This is a genomic window from Methylobacterium sp. J-072 (genome assembly GCF_022829425.1).
GTDB lineage: Bacteria > Pseudomonadota > Alphaproteobacteria > Rhizobiales > Beijerinckiaceae > Methylobacterium.
The window spans coordinates 22,411-43,857 of the sequence record NZ_JAKSYK010000172.1 but is presented as its reverse complement, the minus strand read 5'-3'; the positions used below and the strand labels follow the sequence as shown (position 1 = coordinate 43,857).

Sequence of the window (21,447 nt, the reverse complement as noted above, 5' to 3'; positions counted from 1 at the left end):
TTGAGCCGCGATTTCGTCGGACCTTACGCGTCCGGGCGAGAACCGGGATCAGGCGCCAGCCGGTTCCCGCGGGATGAGCCGGAACTTGGCGAAACGCTGCGGCTGGGTGGTGACCACCGCATGCGGCAGGATCGGTTCGCGATCCTCCAGGACCAGCCGGAACCGGGCGAGCAACCGTGCCAGCGACAGCACCGTCTCGATCAGCGCGAATTGCGCGCCGATGCAGACCCGCGGGCCCGCCCCGAACGGCAGGTAGGAGAACCGGGCCGGCGGCTTCGCGCCGGGCAGGAACCGGCCCGGGTCGAAGGCTTCCGGATCCGGCCAGAGCCCCCGGTGCCGATGGAGCACCCAGGGGCTCACCATCACGATATCGCCCTTCGTCACCGGATGGCCCGCGATCGTGTCCGGGCCGAGCGCCCGGCGGACGATGACGAAGGCTGCCGGATAGAGGCGCAGGGTCTCGTCCACCGTCGCCCGGATCAGCGGCAGCCGGCCGTCGCTCTGGCAACCAGTCGGGTTGGTGAGGTCGGCCGTCCGGGCTTCGGCAGCCAAGCGCTCCTGCAACTCGGGGGCGAGCGCCAGCATGTAGGCGGCCCAGAACAGCGTGCCGGCCGTGGTCTCGTGGCCGGCCAGGATCATGGTGGCGACCTGGTCGCGCAGTTCCTCGGCGCTGAACGGGGCGCCGGTATCCGGATTGCGGGCTGTGGCGAGCAGGTCGAGCAGGTCGCCGGAATGGCCCGCCTCCCGCGTCGCGGCCTGGCGCGCCGCGATGATCCGGTCGAGAAACGGGATCCAGCGCCGCCGGAACCGCGCCCGGGACCAGTCGAGCGGCACCGGCCAGCCCGGCGGGATCACGATATCGAGGAGGTGCGGCCGGCCTATCTTGACGCTGTACTCGGCGATGAAGTCGCGCAGTTCCTCGCCGTACTGGTCCATTCCGACCGAGAACATGCTGCGGCCAGCGATTTCCAGCGCCAACCGGTGGAAGGCCGTGAACAGGTCAATCGGACCCTCGGCCGCATCGGCGACGATCCGCGCCATCCCGTCATCCACGGCGGCGGCGATGTGGGGCACCAGCCCGTCGATCGCCCGGGGCGTGAAGGCCGGCGCCAGGGTGCGGCGCTGGTGGCGCCAGGCCGAGCCCTCGCTGATCAGCAGGCCGTCGCCCAGGATCGGGCGCAGGATCCGCACCGTGCCAGTGGTGCGGGCGTAGTTGGCCTGGTTCTCCACCAGGAAATGGCGGATCGCCTCTGGGTCGTTCAGGACGTAGCTCGACCGCCCCAATAGGCTGCGGCGGGTGATCGGCTCCTCGAAGGCGCGCCGGGGGAAACCGGCCAGGCCGTTGTCGCGGATCGAGCGCAAATAGGCCGAGAGCGGCAGCTCGCGCTCCGCCAGGGCCGGGTGCGGCGGCACCAAGCGCGGCAGGCCGGCGAGGCTCGGCTTCGTCCGGTCCGAACTCGCGATCGCGTCGGTCAATACAGCCATGTTGGGCCAACCTGTGCCGGAGACGGGCTGCAGTGTAAACCGCCGGCCGGACCGGGTCGTGCGTCACGGCACCGCCGCGTTCGCTTCACTCGGCGGCGTTGCGCAGACGGGATTCGGTGGGGCGGAGCGCCAGCCGTGTCTGGAAGCGCGCGGCCTCTGCCTCGCTGGATACGCTCGCCACGAGACTGCCTTTGGGCAGCACCGCCGCCGTCACGTCGAGCAGCGTTTCCACGCCGCGCTCGAGCTGCTCGCTGACCCGGTCGACCACGAGGATCTCCGGGTCGCGCAGCAGCGCCCGGGCCAGGCCGATCCGGACGCGCACGCGGTCGGTGAGAAGCTGGCCGCGATTGCCGACCTGCTGGTCGAGGCCGCGCCGTTGAACCGGGCGCTCCAGGTCGAACTGGCGGAATACCGCCCGGGCCTCGCGCTGGACGATCTGCTCGCCATGCATCCGCGCCGTGTCGATGCGGCCGAACAGCAGGTTGTCGAGGACGGTGCTGCGCGGATTGATCCGGTTCGGGTCGTAGGATTCGATGTCGCAGCCGTCATGGCCGTGCATGAACGCCTGCACCACGCCCCGCGCGCCCACGATCCGGAGCTTGAGCGGCTGGTCGAGCAGGCCGAAGCGCATCCGCGGCTCGACATAGGCGAGCGCCAGCGCCAGGAACGCCACGCTGTCCGCCTCGTCCAGCCGGCCCTCCGCGGGCAGGCGGGCGAGCCGGCGCAGATACTCGGGCAGGGCGTCCGGGGTGATCAGCGAGAAGCGCCGGAACAAGGGGTGGCCCGGCGGCACGTCGGCGAAGATGTCCTTAAGGTTCTGGGCGATCGCCACGCCCATCCGGTCGAGATCGTCCAGGAGCTTGGCCCGCTCCAGCGCCTCCCGGAACAGCCGCACGCCCGCAAGCCGCCGCGGATCCGTCAGGGTCGGGTCGCGCGGCACCCCGAACATCAGGTTCTCCGCCACGGTCGCCTGGACGTTGTAGCTGCCACGCGAGAACGGGATCACCAGATCGGCGAGCCCGCTCTGGGCGAAATGCTCGCGCAGATGCTCCCGGGCGGCGATCATGCGCTGGCCCGCCGGCGTGTCGTGGACCACCGTGCTGAGCGCGCCGAGGCCGAACCGGTACAGGTCGTCGCCGAGATCGAGCCGGAAGAGCAGGTCGAGCAGGCGCTCGTCGAGTTCCCGGGCATCGCGGACGCCGAACTTGGCGTAGTCGATCCACGGATCGTCGATGCTGTCGGCGGGATTGCCGGTCTTCACCGCCTCGTTGATCCGCGCTTTGCTCAGGTCGAGGCTCGTCGTCCGCAGGGGTTTGACCCGCAGTCCGTAGAGGAGGTTGTCGCGCACCGTCCCGGGGAACAGGACCGGTTCGAGATCGGCGAAGGCGATGCGCCGGGCACGGGTCGATCGCGGCAGGGTCGACAGGTCGTGGTCGCCGATCCGGATCGAACCGCTGGTCGGAACCCGCAGGCCCGCGAGCGTCCGGGCGAATTCCTGCGCGATCGGGCCGGGGGGGACCAGGGCGAACCGGCCCGGCAGCGCGGCCTGGACATCGCCGATCTCGATCGGCAGGCCCCCCTGGGGATCGCGCAGCGCCAGGGCTTCGGCGCGCAGCGGGCTGCCGAGCAGCGGCGGCGTCCCCTGCTTCTCCCGCTCGGCGGGCAGGAGGCGCTGCGGCCCGAAATGCGCCGCCACGGTCTCGTACTTCACCTCGACGTCGAGGCGCTGCTGGTCCCAGTCGATCAACTCCTTCAGGGGCGGCGGCAGGTCGCGATAGGCCGCGAGCACCGCCACGAGCTGACCGATATCGAGCTCGCCCTTGAGGGCGAACACGCCGCCGATCGCGTAGAACAGGAACGGCGTGATCTGCGCGAGCAGGTTGTTGAGGTATTTGACCGCGAATTTCCGCCGGTAGATGCGCAGGCGCAGGTCGTACAGGCTGTAGAGCCGGCCGCCGATCTCGGCCCGCTCCCAGCGGCCGGTGTCGTTGAGCGTCACGGCCTGCAGCCCATCGAGCACCTCGGCGACCCGGCCGGCGAGGTTGCGCGAGGCGATCTGGCGCTGGCGGCTGAGCAGGATGATCTGCCGCCGCAGCCGCGGGATCACGGTCATCTGCACCGCCACCATCCCGCCGGCCGCGAGGCCGAGCCAGATGTTCTGCATCATGATGAAGGCGAGCGCGGTCGCTGCCTGGGTGCCGAGGAAGACCGGCACCACGATCGCGTCGCCGATGAACGAGCCGATCGGCTCGACCTCGTCGCGGATGATCGTCGCCGTCTCGGAGGATTTCACCTCGCGCTGCGCCTCCGGGGTGAAGCGCAGCATCAGGGAGAACAGCTGGTAGCGCAGCCGGCGCAGCATCCGCTCGCCGAGGATCCCCTTCTGCAGGTTGATGTAGAACTTGAACGCGCCGTTGATCAGCACGAGCACCAGGAACAGGGTCGAGAGCCCGAGCAGCAGCTCGAACCGGTCGAACTGGAAACCTTCGAACACCCGCGTCGTGCCGCCCCCCAGCAGGTCCGGCCAATGGATCGTCACGTCGAGGAAGGGGGCGGTGGCCTCGCCATGCGCGAAGGCCTTGCCGGTTATGGCATCGTTGACGATGCGCTTCGGCAGGTCGAGGGACGCGAAGTAGAACGGCAGCGAGGCCAGCACCACGGCGCAGATCTTGAGCTGCTCGGCCTTGGAGTAGCGCCAGATGTAGGGAAAGAGCCGCGGCTCAAGCTCGCGCATCGGGAACGTCCGGCAAAGGTCTCTCCTGGCGAAAACGATGCCGGCTCGGTGTGCGCCCACGCACAGATCTGAGCGAAAACGTCATCGAACGATGCGGTTCCATTGCGTAAGCTTGGCGGCACCGGACGCAGGCCGCCGGTCCCGTTGGTGCGACCGCGCGGTCCCGCTGCACGGCCGTCGTGTCATCGCGCCGTCATATAGGGCATGCCGGGCGCACGGCGGCACCATCCGATCACGGATTGGCGTGCTGCGCTGTGCGTACCGCAGGGCGTGGTGCGACGGTTCAGATGGAGCGGGTCACGCCGCCATCGACGCGCAGGTTCTGCCCGGTGATGTAGGCCGCGCCGTCCGAGGCGAGGAACGCGACCGTGGCGGCGATCTCGTCGGTGCGGCCGTAGCGGCCCATCGGGACGCTCTTCCGGCGCTCCTCCGCGGCGGGCAGGCTGTCGATCCAGCCCGGCAACACGTTGTTCATGCGGACATTGTCGGCCGCGTAGGTGTCGGCGAACAGCTTCGTGTAGGCCGCGAGCCCGGCCCGGAACACCGCCGAGGTCGGGAACATCGGGCTCGGCTCGAAGGCCCAGGCGGTCGAGATGTTGATGATCGCGCCGGCGCGCTGCGCCTGCATGATCGGCGTCACCAGGCGCGCCGCCCGCACCACGTTCATCAGATAGGTGTCTAGGCCGGCGTGCCACTGCGCGTCGGTGATGTCGAGCAGGGGCGCCCGAGGGCCGTGGCCGGCGCTGTTGACCAGGACATCGATCCGGCCCCAGCGGGCCATCGCGCCGTCGACCAGGCGCTGCAGGTCCTCGTTGGACTGGTTCGAGCCGGTCACGCCGAACCCGCCCAGTTCCTGACCCAACGCCTCGCCTTTGCCGGACGACGACAGGATGCCGACCGCGAAACCGTCGGCGGCGAGCTTTTGGGCGGCGGCCGCGCCCATGCCGCTGCCGCCCGCCGTCACGAGAGCCACCCTGTCGCCCATAATCGTCCGCTCCGCTCTCGTCCGGTGATCGTGCCGGGTCTGCCGCAGGCGCAGGGGCGACGAATCGCCACCGCCGGCAAGCCGGACCGGTTTACGGTACGCGAGCGGTCGGGCGGAACGGACTTCGCAGCCGAACCGAGGAGACCACGGCGTGCGATGGCGTGCATCGCTGCCGCTGCGAGCCCGAAATTTGCTGGCACCACGTGTGGTTTAGCGGGGGACGCCGCGCGCAACGGCGTACCGGCATGCATCCGCCGGCCTTGCCGCGGGGCCCGCGGGCTTATATTGCGACGCAACCACCTCGACCGTACCTCACCCGGCGCGGACGGCCGCGCCGCGCGGCCGCCAGGGAGCCGGCACAACCCGTTTCGGGCCGCCATGAATCTGCGCAACATCGCCATCATTGCCCACGTCGACCACGGCAAGACGACGCTCGTCGACAAGCTGCTGGCCCAGTCCGGCACCTTCCGCGAGAATCAGCGGGTCGAGGAGCGGGCAATGGACTCCAACGACCTGGAGAAGGAGCGTGGCATCACGATCCTGGCCAAGGCGACTTCGGTCGTCTGGGACGACACCCGGGTCAACATCGTCGACACCCCCGGCCACGCCGATTTCGGCGGCGAGGTCGAGCGCATCCTGTCGATGGTCGACGGCGTGATCGTGCTGGTGGATGCCGCCGAGGGGCCGATGCCCCAGACCAAGTTCGTGGTCGGCAAGGCGCTCAAGATCGGCCTGCGCCCGATCGTGGCGATCAACAAGGTCGACCGTCCGGACGCGCGCATCACCGAGGTCGTGAACGAGGTGTTCGACCTGTTCGCGGCGCTCGACGCCACCGATGATCAGCTCGACTTCCCGATCCTGTACGGCTCCGGCCGCAACGGCTGGATGGCCGACAGCCCCGAGGCCGACCCGTCGGTGGGCCTCAAGCCGCTGTTCGAGCTCGTGTTGAAGCACGTGCCGCCGGCCAAGGTTGAAGAGGGTCCGTTCCGGATGCTGGGCACCCTCCTCGAGGCCAACCCGTTCCTGGGCCGGATCATCACCGGCCGCATCGCGTCGGGCACTGTCAAGCCCAACCAGCAGATCAAGGTGCTGTCGCGGGATGGCAAGGTGGTCGAGACCGGTCGCGTCTCGAAGATCCTGGCCTTCCGGGGCCTGGAGCGCGCGCCGATCGATATCGGCGAGGCGGGCGACATCGTCTCTATCGCCGGCCTGATCAAGGGCACCGTGGCCGACACGTTCTGCGACCCGCAGGTCGACACCCCGATCCAGGCCCAGCCGATCGATCCGCCGACCGTGACCATGTCGTTCATCGTCAACGACTCGCCGCTCGCCGGCACCGAGGGCGACAAGGTCACCAGCCGGATGATCCGCGACCGCCTGTTCAAGGAGGGCGAAGGCAACGTCACGCTCAAGATCGAGGAAGCGTCCGACAAGGATTCTTTCTATGTGTCCGGTCGCGGTGAATTGCAGCTCGCCATCCTGATCGAGACCATGCGCCGCGAGGGCTTCGAGATCGCGGTCTCTCGCCCGCGGGTCGTCTACGAGAAGGACGAGAATGGCGAACTTCTCGAGCCGATCGAAGAGGTCGTGATCGACGTCGACGAGGAGCATTCGGGCGTCGTCGTCCAGAAGATGTCCGAGCGTAAGGCCGAGATGCTGGAGATGCGGCCTTCGGGCGGCGATCGCCTGCGCCTCGTGTTCCACGCCCCGACCCGCGGCCTGATCGGCTACCAGGGCGAGCTGCTCACCGACACCCGCGGCACGGCGATCATGAACCGCCTGTTCAAGGCTTACGAGCCGTTCAAGGGCGAGATCGCGGGCCGCCGCAACGGTGTGCTGATCTCCAACGACAAGGGCGAGGCCGTGGCCTACGCCATGTGGAACCTCGAAGACCGCGGCCCGATGATGATCGAGCCCGGCTGGAAGGTCTACCAGGGCATGATCATCGGCGAGCACAACCGCGAGAACGATCTCGAGGTGAACGTGCTCAAGGGCAAGAAGCTCACCAACATCCGCACCACCTCGAAGGACGAGGCCGTGCGCCTGACGCCGCCGATCCGGATGACCCTGGAGCGCTCGCTGGCCTGGATCCAGGACGACGAGCTGGTCGAGGTCACGCCGAAGTCGATCCGTCTGCGCAAGACCGTGCTGGATCCGAACGACCGCAAGCGCGTCGAGCGCTCGTCGAAGGACACTGCCGCCTGAGCTGAATGCCGGGCAACCGGGCGCTCAGGCCCGGTTGTCGATGGGGACTTCATTCTGCTCCCCGGTTGACCTATCGAGCCGTCCCGCCGAGCATTCCAGCTCGGCGGGACGGCCCGAGCGGGCCGCATAAAACCTCGTGACCCCGATGCCCGTCGCCTTGAACGCCAACCTGCCGGCCCGCTCGGCCCCGGCAGCCGCTCCGTATCTCGTCGGCCAGGATGGCGAAGGCCATTGGGTCGCCGTCGAGACCGGCGGTAGGGCAGGGGGCCTGTTTCGGACCCGCCAGGACGCGATCCGCTACGCCTGCGTCGAGACCGGTTGCCGTCCGGACGAGGTCGCGCTGGCTGTCGAGCCGATCCGCGTCCGGCTTACCTGAGCGCGTATCCCAAGCGATTAGAACCCCGCATCGACCTTGAGGCTCATGCCCCAAGGTCTGCGGCCATCTCGAAAAGAGACCTCAGCTGCCGCCGGGGTCAGTCTCGTCGTTCTGGCTCTTGTCGCCCTGCGGACCCATCCCGGGCTTGCCGTCGGTCTTCTCGTTCGGGTCCTTCACCGCATCGGGCGCGACGTTGGCCGGCTTCTCCGGCTTCGGATCTTCGCGCTCGCTCACTTTTTATCCTCCTGCTCGACGCGATAGTGTCCGTCGGCCACTTTTTGGTCGGCGGCCGGGCCCCGCGACGCTGTCTGGTCCGAATGGCCGCCCGACGAGCCGCCCACGGCGGGGGGTGAGCGTCCGGCCTCGCCGGATTGGCCCCACCCCTCCTTGGCCTCGGTCTTGGCCGCCTCGCCCGAACCCATATCGGTGATCGCTGCCTGTTCGGGGGTCTGGTGACCGCCGCCCGCCGGAGGCTCGCCCTTCGAGCCGACCGTGTCGTCGGGCTTGCGGGTGACGGTTCCGGAATCGCTGGTGAGCCTGCCCATCAGCGTTTCCCATCGTCCTGGCCGACTGCGGCGGTGGCCCGGTCGATCGCCTCGCCCAGGCGCGAGCCCTTGTCCGAAGCCTTGCCGAACTCGCCCTGGAGCTTCTTCAGGTTCTCGGGCGGCGTCTCCGCCTCGGTGGCGTCGGTTGCGTCCGAGCCCGGGGTGCCGGAGGCGATCCGCGCCGCCTGGGCGTCGCCCGCCGGATCGCGCTTCAGGTCGGCCTGCGTGTTGGCGGGCAGACCCACGTCGAGGGGCGAATCCTGACCGAGATCCTGACCATTGCGGTCGGCATTGGCGTTGAAGTCCTTCAACGACGGCCGTGTCGTCTGCTCTGCCATGGCTCCTGCCTCTTCTGCTGTGCGCTGTGGCGGGACAACGGGAGCGGGAGACCAGGGTTGCGTCAGCGCCGGTGATCCCTCGGAGCCGTCCGGTCCGCGGGCTGCCGGCGGTGAATCACATTCAGGGGCCGACGATCCTGGGGGCAAGGTTCTGCACCAGGGCCCGCACCGAATCCTCGGCGTGCCCGGGGCTGTCGGCCTTGGCCTGGATCATCAGCAGGTCGCCGTCGCGCAGGATCACCGCGGTCGACCCACCGCCATTCCCCAGCCCATAGACGGTGATCCACCCGATGGCCGGGCTCACCGGCAGGGCCGAGAGGCGGCAATCCGGGTTCTGCTGGATGCACAGCGATTCGAGCTTGGCGAAGGTGGTCGCCCCGGATCGCACCCGCTTCTCGGTTCCGTCGTTCAGGCGTCCGAGCTCGATATCGGCCACGGGAGAACCCCGGCACGGGGCGCAGGTCACGGTCAGGGTCAGCGGGGTCGCCTGCACCGAGGCCTTAGTGTCGATCGCGATCCGGACCCGATCCACGAATCCCGTGAGGTCGTGGCTGGCGAAGCCCTGCGCCTGCGCGGCCTGGGCGATGAAGCAGCCGAGGAGAACGAGAAGCCAGCGCATGCGGGAATGTCCGTCCGGTCTTGGATCGTCGGCGGGGCGAAGGCCCGGGACTCACATGACCGATGCGCGAAGGTTTTCCAAGATTCGGGTCTCGACGTGTCGTCGCGCAGCGCGCAGATCACGGATGATGCTGAAGGATACTGGTTATGAACCGGGACAAATCGACAGGATTGATGAGAGGCGCCACCCGATCGAAGTCGTCGAGCATTGAGGCTAATCTATTGCTCGCGACAGTTGGTACTTCAACGCAATAATTCGGACGGCATAGGTTGTGGAATAGGCAGCCGCTATCGTTCCTTTACGCCAAAGCCGCGCCGGCTCCAAGAGAACTGGCGCGGCTTGAGAGGTCATCGTCAGTGTCGGGGCGTGGCGCTGCCCCGCCCGGTGCTAGCCAATCCCGTCGAACAGGGCCGACGAGATATAGCGCTCTGCGAACGAGCAGGCGATCGTGACGATCCGCTTGCCCTGGAATTCCGGCCGCTTGGCCAGTTCCAGCGCCGCCGCGACATTGCCGCCGGTGGAGATGCCGCCCGGGATGCCCTCAAGCCGGGCGAGCGCCCGCGAGGTCTCGAAGGCGGTTTCGTTGGAAACCTTGAGCACGCCGTCGAGGATGTCGGTGTGCAGGTTCCCGGGGATGAAGCCCGCGCCGATGCCCTGGATCTTGTGTGGGCCGGGCTGGCCGCCGGAGATCACCGGGGAATCCACCGGCTCTACCGCGAAGACCTTGAGGTTGGGCAGCCGCGGCTTCAGGACTTCGCCGACGCCGGTCACGGTGCCGCCGGTGCCGACGCCGGCCACGAAGGCATCGAGCTGGCCGCCGGTATCGGTCCAGATTTCCTCAGCCGTGGTCTTGCGGTGGATCTCGGGATTGGCCGGGTTCGAGAATTGCTGCGGCATCACCGAGCCCGGAATCTCCTTGAGCAGTTCCTCGGCCTTCGCGATGGCGCCCTTCATGCCCTGTGCGCCGGGGGTGAGCGCTAGCTCGGCGCCCAGGAAGGCCAGCATCTTGCGCCGCTCGATGGACATCGTCTCGGGCATCACCAGGATCAGCCGGTAGCCCCGCGCCGCGGCCACGAAGGCCAGCGCGATCCCGGTGTTGCCGGAGGTCGGCTCGACCAGCGTGCCGCCGGGCTGCAGCTGGCCCGCGGCCTCCAGGGCGTCGATCATGTTGACGCCGATACGGTCCTTTACGCTGGCGATCGGGTTGAAGAATTCGAGCTTCAGCAGGATCTCGGCATCGACACCGTGCTCTTTGGGCAAGCGGTTGAGGCGCACCAGCGGGGTGTTGCCGATGGTCTCGGTGATCGAGCCGTAGACACGGCCGTGGCCGACCTTCGCCGGCGCGTTGAGGGAATCGGCCATCGCGGAACTCCTGCAGGTCTCAAGTCGAACGGATGTCGGGTCCGGGCGGTCCGTGCCAAGGGGAGCCTCGGCCGGCCGGCGGACAGGAGGCTGCGATATCGCGTCGCCGAACCGGGGGCAATCGGGCTAAGTGTCCTGTACGAAAGTTCTTTTTGCCAGCGGTGGGGAATATTCCCGATTATGGAAGAAGGCGGCTGATGCGCGGTCGCTTTGTGGAATATCGTTCTCTCGCCCGATGCGATACGCCGCGCCGCGGATGGCTTCCGACGAGGGATGACCGATGAAACGCCGTCCACTCGCTGCCGCCGGCCCGACTCGCCGCGCCGGTCTGCTGGCCGCCTTAGGCCTCGTTCTCGTACGGTCGACCTATGCTGCGGAGCCGACGCGCGTCGTTCTCGCCACCGCGACACCGGGTGGCGGCTTCCCGGCCTTCGGGGATGCCTTCGCGGCGGCGATCCGGGCGGCGGATCCCGAACTCGCCATTGAAACGTGCGCCAGCGGCGGCTCGGCCGAGAATATCGGGCTGTTGCGCGCCGGCCGGGTCGACCTGGCCCTGGTCCAGGGAGAATACGCCTATCCAGCCCTGGCTGAGCCGGGCGGCCTCACGGTTCTGGCGCCGATGTACCCCTCGCCCGGCCTGTTCGCCGTTCCGGCGGCGAGCCCGATTCGCGCAGTCGAGGATTTGCGCGGGCGGACGGTGGTGTTGGGCACGCATAAGTCCGGTCTCACCGTGATGGGCCGTAGCGCACTCCAAGCTTCGGGGCTCGATCCCGAGCGCGACATCCGCCCGATCCTGCTCGACCAGGCCGGCGACGGGCCGCCCATGGTGCGCGATGGCCACGCCGACGCTCTCTGGGGCGGCGGCCTCGGCTGGCCGGGTTTCCTCGCGATGGCGCAAGTGCCGGGCGGCGCCCGGTTCTTCGGGCCGTCGGAGGCCGGCATCGCGCGACTGGCGCAGCCCGGCGCGGCGCTTCAGCGCCTGATCGTGCCGCCCGGCAGCTTCCCCGGTCAGTCCGCCGCGATCGAGACGGTGGGCTCCTGGAGCCTCGTGCTCGCGCGGCCCGGCTTCGAGGCCGACACGGCGTATCGGATCGTCCGGGCCCTGGCCCGGGCCGATATGGTCGCCCGCCATCCGCAGGGCGCGGATAGCCATCCGAAGAACCTGTCCGGACTTGTGCCGGCGACGCAGCTCAACCCCGGCACGCGTCGCTATCTCGGCGAGACCGGTGTCGTCGTCCGCTGAGCCTGCAGGGGGGCTAGCGGAACGAGGCGACGCGCCGGTCGCGCTTGCGCTCCGCGGCCGGCTGGTAGGCGATCTCGGCGTGGTGGGTGCAGTAGGGCAGCCCGGTGATCGAGCGGGCGCCGCAGAACCGGAATTCCGGCGTGGTCGGGTCGCCCAGCGGCCAGCGGCACATGGATTCCCGCAGGTCCATGATCGTGACCCGCTGCGACACCGACAGCGCCACCGGCTCGGGGGCCGCTGGGGCTGGTGCCGGGAAGACCGGCGTGGGCCGATGCGACAGGATCGCCACCGGCTCGGGCGCCTGGGTTTCGACCACCGCGATGGCGGTCTCGATCTCCACGGCCTTTGCGGTTTGCGCTGCGGCGGGAGCCTCCTCGCCGCCCCGGGCGCGGCCGCCCAGGCCGAGACGATGCACCTTGCCGATCACCGCGTTGCGGGTGACGCCGCCGAGCTGCGCCGCGATCTTGCTCGCGCTTTGCCCGTCTTCCCACAGCCGGCGCAGGAGCGCCACACGATCATCTGTCCAGCTCAGGCCCGCTTCCATAGTCCCCCTCCGCCCCCTGCGGCCCGCGCTATACCCGCGTGACGGGGTGCGTTCCGGATCATACAGACCCGCCCGGCCGTCCTGCCGGTGCGAACCGCACCCGTGCGCGTCACCCATGCGCGTCGGATGCCGCACCGCGTGCGACACCCTGTCTCGTCAGGCCACGGCTGGACCCTAGCGCGGCGTTCGCGACGCTTGCAAGGGCGCCCCGGAGACGGAGACCCGCCCTGTCCACCGGCAATGGCTCCCTCGTCCGAGAAGGTGGTTACCGGCGCCGAAAGCGCAGAGCGATCCCGGGACGGCGTGTCGCCGGCGTCACAGGCCGGCGCAATCGCATCACAATCGTGCCGAATGCTAAGCTCGGCGGGAACGCCGTTACGGCCAAGCTGCTTCCGTGTGGCAAAAGGGGCGAGCGTTGCTGTTATCCGAGGTGAGGACGATGGGTTACCGTCAGGGGGGGCTGCGCGTGCTGGTCGCGCTCGGGCTGGCCGGCCAGGTGGCGGCCTGCGGCAGCGTCCCACGCACCGCCTACACGGCCGAGCAGGCCGCGTTCGCCAGCGTACCCGGCATCCCGGGTGCGCGGGTCTATGCCGACGCGTCGGTGGACACGATCGCGGAACTCGCCGGCAATCCGCAGCGCCGCTCCGCCGGCTTCAACTACCTGGCCCTGTCGGGCGGCGGCGGCGACGGCGCCTACGGGGCCGGCGTGCTCAATGGCTGGACGGCCTCCGGCACCCGCCCGGAATTCAGCCTGGTCTCGGGCGTGTCCACCGGCGCGCTGATCGCGCCCTTCGCGTTCCTGGGGCCGGCCTACGATCCGTACCTCACCGAGTTCTACACCAGCGGCGTCGCCGGCGAACTGGTGACCTCGCCCAACATCGCCAACGTCCTGTTCGGCTCCGGCCTGTTCGGGGATGGGCGCCTGCGCAACCTGATCGCCCGCTACGTGACCCCGGAGCTGCTCACCGCCATCGCGGAGGAGCATGCCAAGGGCCGTCGCCTCATGGTCGTGACGACCAATCTCGATTCCCAGCGCGCGGTGATCTGGAACATGGGCGTCATCGCGTCGAGCGGCGCGCCGAATGCCCTGGAGCTGTTCCGCGACGTGCTGGCCGCCTCGGCCAGCATCCCGGCGGTGTTCCCGCCGCAGATGATCGACGTGACCGCCGCCGACGCCCGCTTCCAGGAGATGCACGTCGACGGCTCGGTGGTCACGCCGGTCTTCACCCTGCCGCAGACGCTGCTGCTCCGCGACGGCAAGATCCGCACCGGCGGCAAAGCCAACATCTACGTGGTGATCAACGGCCGCCTGGAGCCGGATTTCGAGGTGACGAAGGACAACACCCTGTCGATCGTCGAGCGCTCGTTCACGACGGCGAGCCGCGCCCGCTCGCGTGCCACCCTGACGGCGACCTACGCCCTGGCACGCGGCAACGGCATGGGCTTCAACCTGACCTATATCGACGAGAACGGCCCGAAGGCCTCCGCCGCCAAGGGCTTCGATACCGGATACATGCGGGCGCTCTACCAGGCGGGCCTGGAGAAGGGCCAGACCGGGACGTTCTGGCAGCACACGGTGCCGGCCGCGCCGACGCTCAAGCAGACTGCGGCAGCCGTCGCAAATTGATTGTCTGAGGCTTCAGCGCCGCGCCCCGAATGGGGGCGCGGCGATCGGGCGAGTTACTTGCCCAGGATCTTGGTGACCAAGCGGCCGATCGGCGTCGCGGTGCTGGCGTTCCGGTCGTCGCGGTCGATGGGGCGGTTCTCGTTGCCGAGAAGCTTGGTGACGATGCGTCCGATCAGGCTCATGGGTCCCTCCGCGCGTTCGCGCCAAAACGGCGCAGCTTGCCCATTAACGGGCGATGCGCGGCCGACGTTCCGCGGCTCGCGGCGTCAGATCTGCATCAGCCGGATGTTGTTGGTGTTCCCCATGGTGTGGAACGGGATGCCGGCGGTGACGACGATGATGTCGTTCGGCCGGGCGAAGCCCTCGTCCTGTGCGTGCTGGCAGGCCTTGGCGGTCATCTCCTCGTAGGAATCGACATCGTCCGTGTGGACGCTGTGGGCACCCCAGAGCAGGCACAGGCGCCGCGACGTGGCGAGGCTCGGGGTCAGTGCCAGGATCGATGCGGCGGGGCGCTTGCGGGCGACCCGGGCGGCCGTGGTCCCGCTGGTCGTGTAGGTCACGATCGCGGCGGCGCGCACGGCCTCGGCCAGATCGGCCGTGGCGGTGGCGACCGCGTGGGGCGGCGTCTCCTCCTCGCCGGGCTCCGAGGCGGCCACGATCGAGTGGTAGAGCTTGTGGCCCTCCACGCTGCGGATGATTCGGTCCATCATCGACACGGCCTCGACCGGGTACTGCCCCGTGGCCGATTCCGCTGACAGCATCACGGCGTCGGCGCCGTCGTAGATCGCGGTGGCGACGTCGGACGCCTCCGCGCGGGTCGGGGCGGGCGCGTTGACCATCGAGTCGAGCATCTGGGTCGCGACGATCACCGGCTTCACCGCGAGCCGGCAGGCGCGGATCAGCTCCTTCTGCCGCCCAGGCACGTCCTCATGCGGGATCTCGACGCCGAGATCGCCGCGGGCGACCATCACGGCGTCGGAGAGCCGGATGATGTCGTCGATCCGCTCCAGGGCCTGCGGCTTCTCGATCTTCGACATGATGCCGGCCCGGTCGCCGATGATCCCGCGGGCCTCGATCAGGTCCGACGGCTTCTGGACGAAGGATAGGGCGACCCAGTCGACGCCGAGCTCGAGCCCGAAGGCGAGGTCGGCCCGGTCCTTGTCGGTGAGCGGCGACAGGTCGAGCAAGGTGCCCGGCAGGTTGACGCCCTTGCGGTTCGAGATCGGGCCGCCGGTCACCACCTCGGCGGTGATCGAATTCCGGTCCGGCCCCACGACCCGCACCCGCACCCGCCCGTCGTCGATCAGGAGCTCCTGACCCGGCACCACCGCGGCGAAGATCTCCGGGTGGTGCAGCGGGATCGCCTGCTTGTCGCCCTCGGACCCCTCCAGCACGAAGCGGATCGTCTCCCCGGCCACGAGATCCAGGCGCCCGCCCTGCAGCGTGCCGATCCGGATCTTCGGACCTTGCAGATCCTGCAGGATCCCGATCGGGCGGCCGACCTCCCGCTCCAGGGCGCGGATCGAAGCATGGACCTTGGCGTGGTCCTCCTGCACGCCGTGGCTGAAGTTGAGCCGGAAGGTGTCGACCCCGGCGAGGAACAGGGCGCGCAGCCGGTCGGGCGCGGAACTCGCGGGACCGACGGTGGCGACGATCTTGGCGTGGCGGTGACGGCGCATGCGGGGCTCTGCCATGAACACGACCTCCGGGAATCGGCCGGCCGATCGGGCCCGCCGACGGCCCCCACATTGGTAAGGATGCGCGCCGAGGCGAGCTTTTTTTGCGAGGCGCGCGATTCGCCGTGCGGGCGGGCCGCCTACTCCGCCGCCTATTTGGCGACCTCGCGGGCAATGCCGGCGAGGCCCGCGTCGTAGACGCCGGTGATGTCCGCGAGGGCGTCGGCGTCGCTCATGCCCTCGGCGTCGAAGGTCGCGGTCCAGACCACCGTGGAGCTCGCGCCGTTCGGGCGGACCGCCAGCGTGGCGTTGTAGGCCCGCACCGGCAGCGGACCCTGGATGAAGCTGTAGCTGTAGCTCATGCCCGCCTCGTCGCGGGCGGTTTCGACCTCCACGATCGTTCCGAGGCCACCCTTCGCCACGACGCCCCGAATCTGCGCCCGGATACCGTCATCGTCGTCCTCGCGCGACAGGACGCAGCGTTCGACCTGCGGATGCCACAGCCCGATGGCGCAGAAATCGCCGATCAGCGCCCAGACCGCCGCGGGCGGCGCCGGGATGTCCCGGCTGCGGGTGACTTCCAGGGCGCAGGCCGGGCTGGCGATGAATAACGCTGCGATGCCGAGGGCTGCAGGGGCGGGTTGCTTCACGTTGGGGTCTCCGCCGGATGTCGCCGAACGGAAGTAGGGCGCCTGTTGGAGGAAACCCATCCGGGCTCCGGCAGCCGATCCCTGGAAACCGCCGGGCTCAGCCGGTAAGACGGCGAAAGGTCGATCGCTCGGCCGCTCGACCTTTCGCCGTCATTGCGAGCGTAGCGAAGCAACCCAGGGCTGCGCGCGATCCCCGAATGTCGCGTTTCCCTAGGTTGCTTCGCTACGCTTGCAATGACGGTGCGGCGCGCTTCGACCAGAAACCGCATGTCAGGCTTGGAGCCGGAGACGCTGATGGACGATCGCATCATGTCGACTCCTAAATCGCGCGAAGGCAGGGGTGCGGGGCTTCGCGCCCTCAGGCTCGGGATCGCAGCCCTGGCGCTGGCTCCGGGGCTGGCCGTCGCGGCGCCGGAGGTAGCGCTGGCCCCGTCCTTCGAGACATGCCGCACCGATCTGATCGCCTGGGCCGCGGCGCATGACGTGCCGCAGGCCGTCGCGCAGGCGCAGCTGGGCGGCCTGGAGCCCGATCCGGACGTGCTGGCCGCGACCCGGAACCAGGGCGAGTTCGTCCGGCCGATCTGGGACTATATCGAGGCCAGCATCACGCCGGCCCGGATCGAGGCCGGGCAGCGCAAGCTCGCCGAGCTGGCGACGCCACTTGCGGCGATCGAGGCTCAGTACGGCGTCGATCGCTACACCCTCGTCGCCTTCTGGGGGGTGGAATCGACCTACGGCACCGTGCTCGACAATCTGTCTGTGGTGAAGCCGGTGGTGCGCTCGCTCGCGACCCTGAGCTGCGGCGATCCCACCCGCGCCGCCTACTGGCGCGACGAGCTGACCGCCGCCCTGCAGATCCTCGCCCGCGACGAGGCGCCCCTCGACAAGATGCCCGGCGGACTGACCGGATCCTGGGCCGGCGCCATGGGCCACACCCAATTCATGCCCACCGTCTACCAGCAGCACGCGGTCGATTTCGACGGCGACGGCAAGCGGGACATCTGGACCTCGGCTACGGACGCGCTCGCCTCCACGGCGAATTACCTGCGTGCCCATGGCTGGCGGCCCGGCGAGGGCTGGGGCTACGAGGCGGTCCTGCCGGAGGGGTTCGACGCCGCACTCGCCGACGAGACCACGCCGCGCAGTCTCGCCGCCTGGCGGGACCTCGGCGTGAAGCCCGCCCGCGACCGTCCGATCCCGGATGAGACCGCGCAGGCGACCCTGATCCTGCCCGCGGGGATCCGCGGACCCGCCTTCCTGCTCCGGCCGAACTTTGCGGTGATCCTGCGCTACAACACGGCGCTCGCCTATGCCCTGACCGTGGCGCAGCTCTCGGACCGCCTGCGCGGCGATCCGGGTCTGTCGCGGGACTGGCCGCGGGGCGACCGGCCGCTCACCGGTGACGAGCGCCGCGACCTCCAGACCCGGCTGACCGAGCGCGGCTACGCCACCGGCGGCGTCGATGGCAAGATCGGCCCGAAGACCCGGGCGGCCCTGCGGGCCTACCAGGGCACGCAGGGATTGCCGGCGGATGGCTACGCCGACGCGGCGTTGCTGGACCGCATCCGAACGGCGCCGTGATCAGGCCAGGAAGGCCGGCTCGTCCCGGGCGAGCACGCGCTTGACGCTCTCGAGGTGCAGGCGCGCGCTCTCGGCGCGGCCGGCGGCTTCCTGGGCGGCCACGTGCTTCACGATCTCCTCGGGGACGACCTTCAGGGTGCGGCCCGTGCTCATGGCGAGCACCTGCGCCTGGGCGGCGCGCTCCAGATAGTAGAGGTCGTCCCAGGCCTCCGCGATGGTTTCGCCCAGGACCATGACCCCGTGGTTCTTCAGGAACACGATATCGGCCTCGCCGGCACTCCGGGCGATCCGCTCGCCCTCGCGGGAATCGAGCGCCAGCCCGTTGTAATCCTCGTCCACGGCGATGCGGCCGTAGAAGCGCAGGGCGGTCTGCCCGGCCCAGAGCAGCGGCTGCCCTTCGAGCATGGCGAGCGCCGTCGCGTAGGGCATGTGGGTGTGGAAGGCGGCTCGGGCGTTGGGCTTCAGCCGGTGCAGCTCGGCATGGATGTGGAAGGCGGTCGCCTCCGGCTGGCCGTTGCCCTCCACCACGTTGCCGTGGAAGTCGCACAGCAGAAGGCTCGATGCGGTCACCTCGGCGAAGGCCAGACCGTAGGGATTGACCAGGAACAGGTCCGGCCGCTCGGGCAGCACCGCCGAGAAGTGGTTGCAGATCCCCTCTTCGAGGCCGTTGCGCGCGGCCCAGCGCAGGCAGGCGGCCAGATCGACACGGGCGCGGCGGACGCCGTCCGCGTTCAGGGGCTCATTGCTGCGGACGGGGGGCGTGCCCGAAGCGGTGACGGCGTGCGCCATGCGGGAAGGCTTTCTCTTGGTTGGAATCTTGGCCGCCGGAATCAGGCGGCCCGGCATCTTACGCGGTTGCGCGGCGCAGCGGACTACCCCTGCGTGCAGACTGTCAGGCGCGTCCGTCGGTGACGCCATCGACGAGGTTGAGCGCGAGCAGGAAATCCGAGGCGAAATCCGTGCGCACCACAGGATCGCGCGGCACCGGATCCCGCAGGGCGTCGCGCTCGGCCCGGCGGGCCGCCACCGCCTCGGCAACCGTGACGCTCCGAAACGACAACCGCGTCCCGCCCTGCGCCTGGGCGAGCCGCCCGAGATCCGGCCCGATCACCGTGGCGATCTTCGGATAGCCGCCGGTGGATTGCCGGTCGGCCATCAGGATGATCGGCAGGCCGTTGCCGGGCACCTGAATCGCCCCCATCGCCACGCCGTCGGAGACGATGTCGTGGCCCTTGGCGTGCTTGAGCGGCGTCCCGTCCAGGAAGCAGGCCATGCGGTCGCCGCGGGGCGAGACGGTCCAGGGGCCGGCCAGGAAGGCATCGATCTGGTCGGCGGCGAAATAATCGTCCTGCGGGCCGAGCACGACCCGGATTGTTTCGGGATTCCGGTCGAGCCAGGGGACGATCAGGCGGTGCGGCGAGACCTCGCCGGCGCGGGGCTCGGCGATCGGGAGGCGGTCGCCGGCAGCCAGCCCCCGCCCATCCAGGCCGCCGAGGCCGGAGCGGGTGTGGGTCGCGGTCGATCCGAGGACCGGCGCCACGTCGATGCGTCCCTGCACGGCCAAGTAGCCCCAGGCGCCGGATGCGCCCGCGCGCACCGTCAGGGTCCGGCCGGGCTCCAGGGTCAGCGCGACCGCGTCAGGCAGGGCGGCCCCGTCGAGGGTGATCCGGAAGCTTCGGGAGACCATGGCGATCCCGAGCGGCCCGCCCTCGGCCGTGACCGTGAGGCCGCCGGTGGAGACCTCGATGGCGGTGGCGTCGAGGGGATTGCCCGCCGCCCGGTTGGCGGTGGCGTGCATCAGCGGATCCATCGGACCCGCCGCCGTGATGCCGTAGCGCAGGTAGCCGTGCCGGCCGCCATCCTGCAGCGTGACACCGGGCCCGGCGGATTCGATGACGAGGGCGGTCATCGGACGGCCTCTTCGCGGCGGGCGATAGGCTCGCCGGCCGCCTCCCGGGCCGTCAGGGCGTCGAAGGTCGCGACGTCCACCGGCTCGAACCGGATCAGGTCGCCGGCGCCGATGAAGAAACTCTCTTCGCGCTCCGGGGCGTAGAGCCGGGCCGGGGTCGCGCCGAAGACGTACCAGCCGGTCGGCATCGGTACCGTCGCCACCGCGGCGAGACCGCCGCCGATCACCACGGCATTGCGCGGATGCGGCGGCCGGGGGCTCGCGCGCCGGGGCACCGCCAGGGTCTTGGGCAAGCCGCCGAGATAGGCGAAGCCCGGCGCGAATCCGTACATGTAGACCCGGTAGGTGGCCCCGGCATGGGTCGCCACGATCGCCTCGGGGGACAGGCCGGTGCGCTCGGCGACCTGGGCGATGTCCTCCCCGTGCGGGGCGTCGTAGCAGCAGGGCAGGGTCCACAGGGTCGGCGTGCCGGCCCGCGCCACGGCCCCGGCGACCAGCGTCCGGACCCGCGCGGCCAGCGCCTCCCGGTCGAGCACCAGCGGATCGTAGTGGAGCATCAGGGAGCGGTAGGTTGGCACGCGCTCGCGCAGGCCCTCGGGCGGATCGACGCCGAGGGCGTCGTCGAGCGCCAGGACCCGGTCGCTGATCGCGGGATCGACGGTGCTGCCGAACTCCACCACCAGGGCCGCCTCGCCGGAATCGAGCAGCCGGGGCTCGCCCTCGCTCATGTCCGGAATGGCGCCAGCGTAACGCCGGCGCCCTCCAGGCGGGCGCGCACCGCCCGGGCGGTGCGCGCCCGCGTGGGCGGAATCGCCGTGGACGCAGATCGAGCGGATCGGGGTCGGCAGCGCTTGGCCCGACGCGGTGAGGATCGCCCCGCCCTCAACCATGCGCAGCACCCGCTCGGCGGCCGCGTCGGCCTCGGTGATCAGGGCGCCGGGCTGGTCGCGCGGGATCAGCAGCCCCTCTTCGGTGTAGCCGCGGTCGGCGAAAATCTCCTGGTGGACTTCCAGGCCGCAAGCCTCGCCGGCCGCAACTTGCGCGGTGAGCGCGATGGCGAGCAGGGCCAGGTCGCGGTCGACTGCCCGGACCGCCTTGGCGATGGCGTCGGCCACCGCACGATCCTCGGCGGCGAGGTTGGCGAGTGCCCCGTGGGCCTTCACGTAGGTGATTCGGTGGCCGGCGTACGTTGCGAGCGCCTGGGCGGCGCCGATCTGGTAGGCGACCAGCCGCTCGATCTCGGGCGGGGTGAACGGCATGCGGCGGCGTCCGAAGCCCCAGAGATCGGGGAAGCCCGGATGGGCGCCGACCGCCACGCCGCGGTCTTTCGCCAGCGCGAAGGTGCTCGCCATGATCTCGGGATCGCCCGCATGTAGGCCGCAGGCGACGTTGGCGGAGGTGACGATGCCGAGGATCGCGGCATCGTCGCCGCAGGCGTAGGCGCCGTAGCCCTCGCCGAGATCGGAGTTCAGGTCCACGCTGGCCAACGGACTCGTCCCCTTCCTGCTGCGCCGCCGCCCGGATTGCATGGCGACCGAATCGGTTCTTTCCACACCGCCTACGATCGG

General features: G+C 69.9%; 20 protein-coding genes and 1 pseudogene. 5 read left to right on the top strand and 16 right to left on the bottom strand.

The window, feature by feature from the left end; all coding sequences use genetic code 11:
• Positions 1–48: 48 nt before the first annotated feature.
• The 3 genes from MKK67_RS19675 to MKK67_RS19665 form a co-directional block, all read right to left on the bottom strand.
• Positions 49–1,485, bottom strand: coding sequence for a cytochrome P450 (locus MKK67_RS19675; protein WP_243968527.1), 1,437 nt, complete (start codon positions 1,483–1,485; stop codon positions 49–51).
• Positions 1,486–1,570: 85 nt separating this feature from the next.
• Positions 1,571–4,219 (bottom strand): ABC transporter ATP-binding protein, encoded by a 2,649-nt coding sequence (locus MKK67_RS19670; RefSeq protein ID WP_243968524.1) that lies wholly within the window; start codon positions 4,217–4,219, stop codon positions 1,571–1,573.
• A gap of 283 nt (positions 4,220–4,502) precedes the next feature.
• Positions 4,503–5,204, bottom strand: a complete 702-nt coding sequence (locus MKK67_RS19665; RefSeq protein ID WP_279601723.1) for an SDR family oxidoreductase — start codon at positions 5,202–5,204, stop codon at positions 4,503–4,505.
• A 378-nt stretch (positions 5,205–5,582) separates the two neighbouring features.
• Between MKK67_RS19665 and typA the strand changes: the two genes are divergently transcribed.
• Positions 5,583–7,409, top strand: coding sequence for a translational GTPase TypA (typA, locus tag MKK67_RS19660; protein ID WP_243968522.1), 1,827 nt, complete (start codon positions 5,583–5,585; stop codon positions 7,407–7,409).
• A gap of 145 nt (positions 7,410–7,554) precedes the next feature.
• Positions 7,555–7,785: an RAG2 PHD domain containing protein gene (locus MKK67_RS19655; protein WP_243968520.1), complete on the top strand. Its 231-nt coding sequence runs from the start codon at positions 7,555–7,557 to the stop codon at positions 7,783–7,785.
• Positions 7,786–7,866: 81 nt separating this feature from the next.
• Here MKK67_RS19655 and MKK67_RS19650 read toward each other — a convergent pair whose 3' ends face one another.
• From MKK67_RS19650 to cysK, 5 genes are all read right to left on the bottom strand, one after another.
• Positions 7,867–8,019, bottom strand: a complete 153-nt coding sequence (locus tag MKK67_RS19650) for a hypothetical protein (protein WP_167367748.1) — start codon at positions 8,017–8,019, stop codon at positions 7,867–7,869.
• On the bottom strand, positions 8,016–8,330 hold the full coding sequence (locus MKK67_RS19645) for a hypothetical protein (protein WP_243968518.1): 315 nt from the start codon (positions 8,328–8,330) through the stop codon (positions 8,016–8,018). Before MKK67_RS19645 ends, MKK67_RS19650 begins: the two co-directional genes overlap by 4 nt.
• Positions 8,330–8,668, bottom strand: a complete 339-nt coding sequence (locus tag MKK67_RS19640; RefSeq protein WP_243968516.1) for a hypothetical protein — start codon at positions 8,666–8,668, stop codon at positions 8,330–8,332. The genes MKK67_RS19645 and MKK67_RS19640 overlap by 1 nt, the downstream gene beginning before the upstream one ends.
• Before the next feature lie 121 nt (positions 8,669–8,789).
• Positions 8,790–9,287 (bottom strand): hypothetical protein, encoded by a 498-nt coding sequence (locus tag MKK67_RS19635; protein WP_243968514.1) that lies wholly within the window; start codon positions 9,285–9,287, stop codon positions 8,790–8,792.
• Between the two features lie 387 nt (positions 9,288–9,674).
• A complete protein-coding gene (cysK, locus tag MKK67_RS19630; protein ID WP_243968511.1) occupies positions 9,675–10,649 on the bottom strand; it encodes a cysteine synthase A in 975 nt (324 codons plus the stop codon).
• A 280-nt stretch (positions 10,650–10,929) separates the two neighbouring features.
• Here cysK and MKK67_RS19625 point away from each other — a divergent pair, with 280 nt between their 5' ends.
• The gene (locus MKK67_RS19625) at positions 10,930–11,892 is read left to right on the top strand and encodes a TAXI family TRAP transporter solute-binding subunit (RefSeq protein ID WP_243968509.1); all 963 of its coding nucleotides are present in this window, start codon (positions 10,930–10,932) and stop codon (positions 11,890–11,892) included.
• A gap of 13 nt (positions 11,893–11,905) precedes the next feature.
• Here MKK67_RS19625 and MKK67_RS19620 read toward each other — a convergent pair whose 3' ends face one another.
• A complete protein-coding gene (locus tag MKK67_RS19620; RefSeq protein WP_243968507.1) occupies positions 11,906–12,436 on the bottom strand; it encodes a GcrA family cell cycle regulator in 531 nt (176 codons plus the stop codon).
• Positions 12,437–12,875: 439 nt separating this feature from the next.
• On the opposite strand from MKK67_RS19620, the gene MKK67_RS19615 reads away from it, so the two are divergent.
• Positions 12,876–14,063, top strand: coding sequence for a patatin-like phospholipase family protein (locus MKK67_RS19615; RefSeq protein WP_243968505.1), 1,188 nt, complete (start codon positions 12,876–12,878; stop codon positions 14,061–14,063).
• Positions 14,064–14,116: 53 nt separating this feature from the next.
• Here MKK67_RS19615 and MKK67_RS19610 read toward each other — a convergent pair whose 3' ends face one another.
• From MKK67_RS19610 to MKK67_RS19600, 3 genes are all read right to left on the bottom strand, one after another.
• The gene (locus MKK67_RS19610; protein WP_007561257.1) at positions 14,117–14,245 is read right to left on the bottom strand and encodes a hypothetical protein; all 129 of its coding nucleotides are present in this window, start codon (positions 14,243–14,245) and stop codon (positions 14,117–14,119) included.
• Between the two features lie 84 nt (positions 14,246–14,329).
• Positions 14,330–15,742 carry a pyruvate kinase gene (pyk, locus tag MKK67_RS19605; protein WP_243968617.1) on the bottom strand — a complete coding sequence of 471 codons (1,413 nt, stop codon included), beginning with the start codon at positions 15,740–15,742 and terminating at the stop codon, positions 14,330–14,332.
• A gap of 149 nt (positions 15,743–15,891) precedes the next feature.
• A complete protein-coding gene (locus MKK67_RS19600) occupies positions 15,892–16,389 on the bottom strand; it encodes an SRPBCC family protein (protein WP_243968503.1) in 498 nt (165 codons plus the stop codon).
• A 294-nt stretch (positions 16,390–16,683) separates the two neighbouring features.
• On the opposite strand from MKK67_RS19600, the gene MKK67_RS19595 reads away from it, so the two are divergent.
• Complete coding sequence (locus MKK67_RS19595; RefSeq protein ID WP_243968501.1) at positions 16,684–17,970, top strand: lytic murein transglycosylase; 1,287 nt, start codon at positions 16,684–16,686, stop codon at positions 17,968–17,970.
• Here the strand turns inward: MKK67_RS19595 and MKK67_RS19590 are convergent, their stop codons facing one another.
• The 4 genes and pseudogenes from MKK67_RS19590 to MKK67_RS19575 form a co-directional block, all read right to left on the bottom strand.
• Entirely contained in the window at positions 17,971–18,759 is a 789-nt protein-coding gene (locus MKK67_RS19590) for an aldolase (protein WP_243968499.1), read from the bottom strand. It lies immediately after the preceding gene.
• Positions 18,760–18,862: 103 nt separating this feature from the next.
• A complete protein-coding gene (locus MKK67_RS19585; RefSeq protein ID WP_243968497.1) occupies positions 18,863–19,879 on the bottom strand; it encodes a biotin-dependent carboxyltransferase family protein in 1,017 nt (338 codons plus the stop codon).
• Positions 19,876–20,607, bottom strand: coding sequence for a 5-oxoprolinase subunit B family protein (locus MKK67_RS19580; RefSeq protein WP_243968494.1), 732 nt, complete (start codon positions 20,605–20,607; stop codon positions 19,876–19,878). Before MKK67_RS19580 ends, MKK67_RS19585 begins: the two co-directional genes overlap by 4 nt.
• Positions 20,604–21,366, bottom strand: a pseudogene (locus MKK67_RS19575) (LamB/YcsF family protein). The gene MKK67_RS19580 and the pseudogene MKK67_RS19575 overlap by 4 nt, the downstream one beginning before the upstream one ends.
• Positions 21,367–21,447 lie beyond the last annotated feature (81 nt).